Raw genomic sequence first — 9,845 nt, 5'->3', positions numbered from 1 at the left:
ACCTGAGAAAGCACTTCTCCGACATAATAAAGAGCCTGACTTTATACAGCTAAAATTATTCTCTCCTTAGAAAAAGGGCTTACTTTTTAGAGGGGCCAGAGAATTGAGTATTTGAAATATCTTTTGGTTATTTTAGACAAATACTCATTCTCAGGCCCTTCATGCCCTATTGGTTAATCGCGGAAGCGCTAAGCTAACTATGGCTTTTAGTTTCCCCGGACACTATAGATTCGCAATTCGTAATTTCCAATCTAAAACTCCCTGCATTCCTGCCTCCCGCTCCCCAGCCCATCAATGCCGTATTCTATTATGTCGCCGGGGCGGAGGAAGCGTTGCGGGGTGCGGCCCACGCCGCTGCCTGCGGGAGAGCCGGTAGAGATGATGTCGCCGGGGAAGAGGCCGAAAAACTCGCTGCTGTATGCGACGAGGTCTGGAATTTTAGTGATGAGGCCGGAGGTATTGCCGTTCTGCATCAGTTCTCCATTGAGGGTAAGCCAGATACGGAGGTTGCCGGGGTCGGGTATTTCATCTTTGGTGACAAAGTAAGGGCCCAGCGGAGCGAAGGTGTTACAACCTTTGCCCTTGTCCCAGGTGCCGCCTCTTTTCTTCATATAGGCACGTTCGCTGACATCGTTGACCAGTATATAACCGGCGATAAAGTCTATAGCTTCGGGCTTTTCTATGTTGGTACCTGTTTTGCCTATCACTACTCCCAGTTCTGTTTCCCAGTCTGTTTCCAGGCTGCCTTTAGGAATGGTGATACCGTCGAACGGGCCGTTGAGGGCGCTCATGGCTTTGAGAAAGAGGATAGGCTCCGCTTCAGGGATGAATCCTGTTTCGCTGATATGATCGTGGTAATTCAATCCTACGCAGATAATTTTTCCCGGGTTGGCCAGCGGCACTCCCCATCGTTCTGTCGGCGCTACTTTGGGCAGGCGGTCCTTTTCCTTTTCTACAAAAAAGGCGAGGCGCTGCAATCCGCCGCTGGCAAGGAAATCGTGGGTATAGTCTTCTCCCAGTCCTGAAGTATCGTAACGTTCATCGTGCAGTAGAATACCGGGTTTTTCTTCTCCCCGGTTTCCGGATCTGATTAGTTTCATCTATTGTTTATTTATTTCAGGTTGTTTCCAGCTGAGCTGCAATGCTTTGCTGGTACGGTTTCTGACCTGCCAGGCCAGCTCCGGATGTTCTTCCAGGCGCAGGCCGTAGGAAGGTATCATCTGTTGCAGTTTATCTTTCCATGCTCCTTGTAGTTTGTCAGGGAAGCAGCGCGCCAGCAGGTCCAGCATGATAGATACAGCGGTAGAGGCACCCGGCGAAGCTCCCAGCAGCGCTGATATGCTGCCATCGTTGCTGACGACTACCTCTGTGCCGAAGCGGAGCGTGCCTCCGTTATCAGGATCATTGTAGATAACCTGTACCCGCTGCCCGGCTTCCTGCAATTCCCAGTCTGCTGCGGTGGCGTTGGGGAAAAATATTCTCAGCGCTGCTATTCTGTCTTCGAAAGACAGGCTCAACTGCGACACAAGATATTTCTCCAGATCGAAGTTTTCAAGTCCCACCTGCATCATGGGCAGAATATTCCAGTATTTTATGGACTCAAAAAGATCCCATGCAGAGCCTTCCTTCAGGAATTTGGTGGAGAAGGTGGCGAATGGTCCGAACAGGATAGCTTTCTCCGCTCCGATAATCCTGGTATCCAGATGGGGTACGCTCATGGGTGGCGCGCCTACGGATGCCTGTCCGTATACCTTGGCATGATGCCGGTTAACGATTTCCGGCTTCTTACAGATCAGCCATTCCCCGCCGACCGGAAACCCGCCATATTCGCGGCTTTCAGGGATACGCGACTTCTGCAGCAGGTGGAGTGCGCCACCGCCGGCGCCGATAAATACGAAATCGGCGGTGAGGTGAAAAGTATCTCCGGTAATCAGGTTTTTGATGCGTGCCTCCCATTTATCTCCGTCCCGGTCGAGATCTTCCACTTCATGCTCCAGGTGCAGGCTGGTATTGTGTTGTTGTTGCAGTTCATGCATCAGTGCGCGCGTGAGGGCGCCATAGTTCACATCGGTGCCCAGCTCCATATGAGTGGCCGCCGCTTTTTCAGACTGATCGCGGCCTTCCATCACCAACGGTATCCATCGCTGCAGTGTTGCCGGATCTTCAGCATATTCCATTCCCTGATACAGACGGTACTGCTGCAGGGCTTCAAATCTTTTACGGAGATAGATCACATCCTTTTCTCCGTGTACGAAACTCATATGCGGTACACTGCGGATAAAATCCTCCGGCTGCTGCAACAGTCCCTGTTCCAGCAGGTAGGTCCAGAACTGTTTGGACACCTCAAACTGTTCCATGATATGAATAGCCTTGCTGGTATCGATGGTTCCGTCTTCCCGTTCCGGCGTATAATTCAGTTCACATAATGCGGAATGCCCCGTACCGGCATTGTTCCAGGCATCCGAGCTTTCGCCGGCAACGGTATCCAGGCGTTCGTAGATATGTATGGATTTTTCCGGCGACAGCTGCCGCAGCATGGTAGCCAGCGTGGCGCTCATAATACCTGCGCCTATCATTAACACGTCGGTATGTAATACTTGCTTCTGCATATAAATCCTGATTTTGAATATGACAACTATATTACCGCGGGACCTCCCGAATTGTTCAGCACCGGAAAATGGTATATTTATTGAGTTGCAAAAACATCACCATAAAAAAAATATATGTATAGATACTTAACGGCCCTGTTTATGCTGACAGCCACACTGGCCTGCCAGCAACCGGCCTCCAGGCAGCAGGCGGCAACTGCAGATACCGTACCAGCCGCCACAGCACAAAACCAAGTAGCCGCGCCCCCTGATCCAGCCTATGAAATCATCCCCGGAAAACGCATAGGCATGACCGTTATACAGGCCAATGCAGACTCCCTGCTGAAAACACTGGGAAAACCGGATATGTCCGATGCCGCCATGGGCACCTATTTCAACGCCTGGTACTCCAAGCATCCGGGAGGCGTATATCAGACCAGCATCTATTCGCAGCGTAACATGGGCGGAAAGGATGAAGCCATTACCCATGTAAAAACGGTCTATGTGTCATCACCCGCCTTTAAAACAACAACCGGAATAGGCGCCGGTTCAACACTGGAACAGATACAACAGCAATTTAACCTGAAGAAAACCGGCAAATACAACAAGGGCCACATAAGCCTCCAGGTATACGAAGACCTTTCCCAGGGCATCAGCTTTGAATTTGACCCCGGGAATAAATGCCGCGGCATGTGGGTATATGCTCCGCAGGACAGCAGCAGCGCCAGGCTTTCCATGCATAGCGGTATGAGCTACAACCCGTAAATATTTTGGAATTTTGGAATTTACGGATTTTGGAATTTAAATGCAGCGGAGATCTTCGCTGCATTTATAAATTTCAAAATTCCAAAATCCGTAAATCCCAAAATATTCTGAGTATTTTACCAGCCTATGAATAGTAGTATGGAACAAAAAATGAAAGTGAACATTGGATGGGTGGACCTCCTGCGTATTATTGCCTGCCTGCTGGTTATTCTCTCCCACTGCTGCGATCCTTTTGTAGCACAGTTTGACGCCGACCGCCTATCTTTTCTTTCCGGCGCATTCACCGGCAGCCTGGTAAGGCCCTGTGTACCGCTGTTTGCGATGATGACCGGCGTGTTACTGTTACCGGTGCAGACCAGCATGGCTGATTTCTACCGGAAACGTATAGGCCGCATCGTTATCCCGCTGGCCTTCTGGTCTATGATGCTGCCGGTCCTGTTTTTCATCTACCTGAATTATATTAACCCGGCTTCCGGCAACCCGTCACTGCTACCCGGAGATCATACGCTGCAGACATCTCTGCAAAAACTATATACGTTTATCTTCAACTTTAATTTCGATACCATTCCATTATGGTACCTCTATATGCTTATCGGGCTTTACCTGATTATGCCGGTCATCAGCGCCTGGCTCAACACTGCCGGCAGGCAGGACATCCGGCTTTTCCTCTATATCTGGGGTATCACGCTGGTATTGCCTTACATCAAAATGGCAGCGCCGCTGCTGGGCTATAAAGGCAACTATGGCAATATGGGTCTGCTGGGGATCTGCGACTGGAATAGCTACGGCACCTTCTATTATTTTTCAGGCTTCATCGGTTACCTGGTGCTGGCTTATTACCTGGTGAAATATCCGCTCACCTGGAGCCGCCGCAGGATGTTAGCCATCTGCATTCCCATGTTTACAGCAGGTTACCTGATTACCTCGCTGGGCTTTGTGCTGACGCAACGTTATTTCCCGGCCAACTATGCCAACCTGGAGATCGTCTGGTATTTTGCAGGGATCAACGTATTTATGATGACCTTTCCTGTTTTTGTACTGGTACAGCGGATGAACATCCCGGCCTCACCGGTGCTGTCGCGGCTGGCATCGCTGACTTTCGGCATTTACCTGTGTCATTTTGTTTTTGTGCAGATAGGTTATGATATTTTCGGGAGCATGGAAACCCTGCCCGTTATTGTACGGCTGCTGGCAATAGCAGGCTTCTCCGTACTGGTCAGCTACCTGATTGCACGCATCATGAGCGCCTCCCGCATAACACGCCGCTTCGTAAGCTAGCAGCCTTTCCAGCCGTGGTGATGCACATCACGGCTGGAGAAAAGCGGACGCAAAATTCCCTTTTTTTGTCAGGATACCCCCTCTTATCTGTGCGGCTATACCGGTATTTTTGAGTTATGCAACATACCGTATCACCCATCACCGTCACCACCTTCATACAGGCTCCCATTGAAAAAGTATGGGCCTGCTGGACAGCGCCCGAACACATTATGCGCTGGAACAATCCATCAGACGACTGGTTTACCTCCCGCGTGGAAAATGATGTACGCCCCGGCGGCAGCTTCCTCTATGTGATGGAAACCAGAGACAGTAAGGGATTTGACTTTAAAGGCATTTACGATGAAGTGCTCCCGATGGAAAAAATCAGTTACACGCTCCACGACGGCAGAAAGTCCACCATCCTCTTTGCCGTAGTCCCGGAAGGCGTAAGGATTTCAGAGACCTTTGATCCGGCTCCTGCCCCTTCCCCGGACCTGCAGCGTGATTTCTGCGCCGGCGTGCTGAATACCTTCAGACAGTATACAGAAAGTGTTTCTGTTTAACCTGCAGATACCCTAGCTTCGCTGCATAACCAGACAGGTATGAAAGCTGCGATAGCAATAGTATTATGCACCCTGCTGCCTCTCCTCTCCAGCGGACAGGGCAGCCCATATGTAGTGGTCCTGGGCAATGTACAGGATGGCGGTTCTCCGCATATTGGCTGCACCAAAGCATGTTGCCGGCATTTATTCCGCCATCCCGACCCTTCCCGGATGATAGCTTCGCTGGGCCTGATTGACCCGGAACATCAACGCAGCTGGATATTCGATGCTACACCCGATCTTCCCCGGCAGATGAAGCTGCTGCGGCAGCACGCTGCCTTCAGTAACCGGGAAACGCCGGACGGCATCTTCCTCACCCATGCGCATATCGGTCATTACGCCGGCCTGATGTACCTGGGCCGGGAAGCCATGAATGCGCAACAGGTGCCGGTATATGTCATGCCCCGCATGCACTCCTTTCTGACACAAAACGGCCCCTGGAGCCAGCTGGTGTCACTGCAGAATATCAGTCTCCGTACCATTCATACCGATTCTATGGTTATCTTGTCTTCCGACATAACCGTCACCGCCCTACAGGTACCCCACCGCGATGAATTTTCAGAAACCGCCGGTTTCATCATAACCGGCCCGCATAAAAAACTGCTCTTCATTCCTGATATAGATAAATGGTCCAGGTGGCAAACGGACATCACTACCCTCATCCGCCAGGTAGACTATGCCTTCATTGACGCCACCTTCTTCGATGGCGCAGAAATCAACAACCGCCCCATCTCTGAAATACCACATCCGTTTGTTACAGAGAGTATGGCTTTGTTTGAACATCTCTCGACAGCAGATAAAAACAAAATATATTTCATTCACCTGAACCATACCAATCCATTACTGGATGCCGGCAGCCCGCAAACGAAGGAAGTGCTGGGGAAAGGGTTTAAGGTGGCGAGGCTGGGAGAAAGGGTGAGGATTTGAATTAATTGCGAATTACGAATTGCGAATTACGAATGTAGAAGCGAAGATTAAACCGAAGATTTAAGGAGATGTTTGATAGTTACCTCCTTAAATCTTCGGTTTAATCTTCGCTTCTACATTCGTAATTCGCAATTCGTAATCATTGGTGTCCGGTAAAAATCTATGTAATCTGCGAAAAACGTTAATGATATTGAATTTTAGCCGCTTCTGATTAGTCGGGGGCTTGGAGCCTCAAAAAACCAATACCAGACTGGATTTCAGAAGGTTTCCCGGACGCCAATGATTCGTAATTCGTAATTAATCCCATTTAAAGGTAAACCTGTTAATAAACGAATAATGATTATTAAACATCCGCCCTTTGATCTGGCGGAGTTTTTCGAAGTTGCCGCTGCCGGAGGTGAATTCCTGGAGGTGGCGCTTTAAGTTGTTTAATTCGGTTTCTTCGTTGGAGTAATGTTGTAATATGTAGGCGTTGATGGGGTATTCCGCATTCGTTTCATCGTGAATGAAGGTTTCGAAGGCGGGCATGATCTTTTTGAAGCGACCGATGGAGAGCGCCAGGATGAATAGTATGGCCAGCTGGTCTTCATCTGTCAGCGACTTGTCCAGCGTGTATTCATCATGAGCCTTGATTACCTTGAAGATATTTACAAAGCGTTTTAAGGCGCGGGGATTAGGGCCGAGGATTTCGCCCATATCTTCCATCATGGCGGCCTCGGTTGCTGTTAATTCAAGGAATGCAGTACCGTCGGGTATTGTGTTGCTTGTTTCTTCCTGGTGATTACCATTATCAGTCCGGGATTTTCCCTGTGTTTCACCGGTATCTTCCGGTACAGCATTGGGTTTTGTTGCCGCCGCGGATGATGCAGGATTTTTCCTGTTCGTTTCTTCTGCTGCCACCTCAGGTTGCAGTGATTTGATGGCCAGCTGCCGGATCATCTCTTTCACGCTTTTTACCGGAGCTGCCTTCAGGTGAAAAGGTATCTGGAATATTTTCTCCAGGTAATTGGCAGGCGCTATCGGCTCAATACCGGCATGTACATGGCCGTTCAGGTTGCCGGCAAACTGCAATGCATACTTTTTGATCAGGGCATTCCTTATCCAGCGGGGATCTACGCCTACCACCACTACAAACAGCGGAAAAGCCATCAGCAGGTTAACGGCCTCCAGTACCTGCACCACGTTCTCTTCCGCGCAGCGGTCCAGGTCATCGATGTACAGGATGATACGTTCCACCGGCCTTTTGAAATATTCCCTGAACTTTTGCGCCTGCTGCTGGTTCACCACCTCACTTTTATGGTCTATGAAAAGACCATTCAGTATTTCAAAATCTTTTCTTATCGTGGAGATGATACCCAGGTGCTTTTTATAGTCTTCGCTCTGGGATCTGTCTTCTATAAAGGAATACAGGGTTTCTGTAGCCAGCGCATTGTTTATCCTGTAATCCAGTTCTATGGAGATAACTTCTGCTTTACGAATCTGTTCTGACAGCAGTAATATTTCTTCCTTCCCTTTTTCTATCTGCAGGGTAAGTACTTTTTCTTCCTGTTCCAGATTCGCCAGCGCTTCGCTTCTGGCTTCCTCATACTTTTCTTTTATCTTCCAGAAAGATGCCACAAGGGGTTGTAATTTACGATAGATGGACGCAGCCCTTCCCCAGAGAAAGCCAAGTGTAACCAGCATTGACAGGGCTTCTTTTGAAACCGGGAAATATAAATCCCGTACTTCTATATCAAAGGCTTCCAGGGCCAGCGGGGTCATAAAAATCACCGCCAGTATAAAAAATAACCAGATGAGGTTCCGTACTACATTTTTTCCCAGGAAAAATTCCTTCAGGAAAGTGGCGGCAGATCGTGCCTGTTCATAAGCCTGCTGCGGATTATCCCAGTATTTATCAGGAATGATCTTATGCAGTTCCTCTGTTGTTTTCACCAGCGATTCATTGGACTGCAGCGTCTCTATAATTCTTTTCCTGGCATTAAATTCCTGATCTGTATTATGCAGTATTTTCCAGGCAGTTTTTCTCTTGAGGGCCAGCAGTTGCCTGGCCACCTGTCGCCTGGCATCATTTCTTTTTTCTTCCAGTTCCTTGATCTGCCCTTCTACTGCGGTCTTTTTATCCTGTAATACTTCAAGGCCTGCTTTGGTGACATTCAGCTGCTGGCTTAATTCCCTTTTGATAATAGCCATCCGCTGCCTGGATATTTTTTCATTCCGGATGTATTCCTGCAGCCCTTCAAATATTCTGCAGACGAAGCTGGCCCACAGGTTGGCATCCATATAGGACCATGCATTGAAATGAATATGCACCACACCTTTACAATACATATCCGTGTTGGATTGGTGGGACAGTTCATCGATTTTATCCCATAGCTTGCGGATGAAGAAACTTTTACCGGAGCCCCACTCTCCGAACAGGGCGATGGCCAGTGGTGGCTCAAAGCTTTTGGCAGCAATAACCCTGGCGAATGCGGTTACATCCTGCGATATGCCCAGGTAGTCCAATCCCTTTTCGCTGTCGCTGATAAGTCCTGCTATCTTTGGCAGGGCCGGCGGTACGTCCGGAACGGGCGCCTGCAGCAGTTCAAGCCAGAGGATTGGGTCAAGGTGATTGAAAATGGTGACTACGTCGGCATCACTGACAGCGGAGATCGTATCTCTGTAGTAACTGAGGCCGGAAATATCTGTTCTGAGTCCGGTAATTCTCCAGTCCACGTCAACGGCTGCGCCGTCCTGTTCATTATCTGTTACTATTCCCAGTGCTTTCACGCGGAGAAAAGTATCGCCGTTGCGGGTGGCAAAGGTAGATTTGATGATGATGATATCGCCAGGCCGGATCTGGTTGATAATGGCTGCATAGCTGTCATCATCAAATCCTTTTTCCCAGATGCCTTCATCAAAGAATCTGTCTGCCTGCTCTCCGCCATCCCAGACAGATCCTGCCAGGTAAAATTTGCCGGAAATCTTTTGCAGAAATGCTTTTATGCTATCCTGTTTCTCACCGGATTCATGCTTCAGTATGCGGTCCAGCTGCCAGCCTTCCTTCGAATCAGGCAGCGAAAGTATAAAAGTGCAGTCTGTTATTACTTCCCTTAGAAACCTGTTAATAACTTTTACAGTAATGTTATAGCTTTCCTCTGGTGTAAGCCCACCCGCGCCTGTTCCCATCAGGGGCAGCCATACTTTTCTCCCGGCAAGCCAGCCCCTGTACTCTCTTAAAGCCCTTAACAGGTTATCTTCCAGCAGTATTTCCGTTCTCTTTCTGCCGTCGAGGGTTACTACGAAAATAATCGGTTTACCTTTTGTGTCGGGGATAGCGCTAAAGCCGGACATCAATTGTTTGCTGCCGGGCAGGTCATCTATCGTATAGCCATATGCGTTCAGCACCTGTTCATTCAGGAGTCCGGCCGTGCCTTCATTGTTGACGGAAACGACAGCAATGTCTGCTGCATTTGGTGAAGGGGTAATGCTGATAGTATGTTTAGCAATAATCTTTTCCAGTGCCATAAGGGATGCCGGGGCTAAATTGTTTTGGTTGATCTGCGTATAAATGGTTGCAGACAAATATAATTTCTTTCCTTGTTTTTTGAGAGATTGATTTTACGGGAGAACAGATTACGCAGCAGAACCGCCGTTCTGCTGAGTTACAAACCATATAGCAGCATTAAAAAAGCGGTCATCGTGATGATGACCGCTTTTCAACGAT

At 48.9% G+C, this 9,845-nt stretch carries 7 protein-coding genes; 4 read left to right on the top strand and 3 right to left on the bottom strand.

The genetic code is table 11. The features are described from left to right. Positions 1 to 251: 251 nt before the first annotated feature. Positions 252 to 1,100, bottom strand: a complete 849-nt coding sequence (locus tag GWG06_RS21425; protein ID WP_160715837.1) for a fumarylacetoacetate hydrolase family protein — start codon at positions 1,098 to 1,100, stop codon at positions 252 to 254. Continuing rightward, positions 1,101 to 2,609: a malate dehydrogenase (quinone) gene (gene mqo / locus GWG06_RS21420; RefSeq protein ID WP_160715835.1), complete on the bottom strand. Its 1,509-nt coding sequence runs from the start codon at positions 2,607 to 2,609 to the stop codon at positions 1,101 to 1,103. Positions 2,610 to 2,723: 114 nt separating this feature from the next. Here mqo and GWG06_RS21415 point away from each other — a divergent pair, with 114 nt between their 5' ends. The 4 genes from GWG06_RS21415 (at position 2,724) to GWG06_RS21400 (ending at position 6,139) form a co-directional block, all read left to right on the top strand. Further along, positions 2,724 to 3,353 (top strand): hypothetical protein, encoded by a 630-nt coding sequence (locus tag GWG06_RS21415; protein WP_160715833.1) that lies wholly within the window; start codon positions 2,724 to 2,726, stop codon positions 3,351 to 3,353. A 150-nt stretch (positions 3,354 to 3,503) separates the two neighbouring features. Continuing rightward, positions 3,504 to 4,631 carry an acyltransferase gene (locus GWG06_RS21410; protein WP_202183082.1) on the top strand — a complete coding sequence of 376 codons (1,128 nt, stop codon included), beginning with the start codon at positions 3,504 to 3,506 and terminating at the stop codon, positions 4,629 to 4,631. A gap of 116 nt (positions 4,632 to 4,747) precedes the next feature. After that, positions 4,748 to 5,173, top strand: coding sequence for an SRPBCC domain-containing protein (locus GWG06_RS21405; RefSeq protein WP_160715829.1), 426 nt, complete (start codon positions 4,748 to 4,750; stop codon positions 5,171 to 5,173). 39 nt (positions 5,174 to 5,212) lie between these two features. Next, positions 5,213 to 6,139, top strand: coding sequence for an MBL fold metallo-hydrolase (locus GWG06_RS21400; RefSeq protein WP_160715827.1), 927 nt, complete (start codon positions 5,213 to 5,215; stop codon positions 6,137 to 6,139). Between the two features lie 297 nt (positions 6,140 to 6,436). Here GWG06_RS21400 and GWG06_RS21395 read toward each other — a convergent pair whose 3' ends face one another. Further along, complete coding sequence (locus GWG06_RS21395) at positions 6,437 to 9,703, bottom strand: P-loop NTPase fold protein (protein WP_160715825.1); 3,267 nt, start codon at positions 9,701 to 9,703, stop codon at positions 6,437 to 6,439. Positions 9,704 to 9,845 lie beyond the last annotated feature (142 nt).

The organism is Chitinophaga solisilvae (assembly GCF_009928525.1).
In the GTDB taxonomy this organism is placed as follows: domain Bacteria; phylum Bacteroidota; class Bacteroidia; order Chitinophagales; family Chitinophagaceae; genus Chitinophaga; species Chitinophaga solisilvae.
Note: the sequence above shows the minus strand (reverse complement) of the source record. Positions and strands in the feature narration are given on the sequence as shown.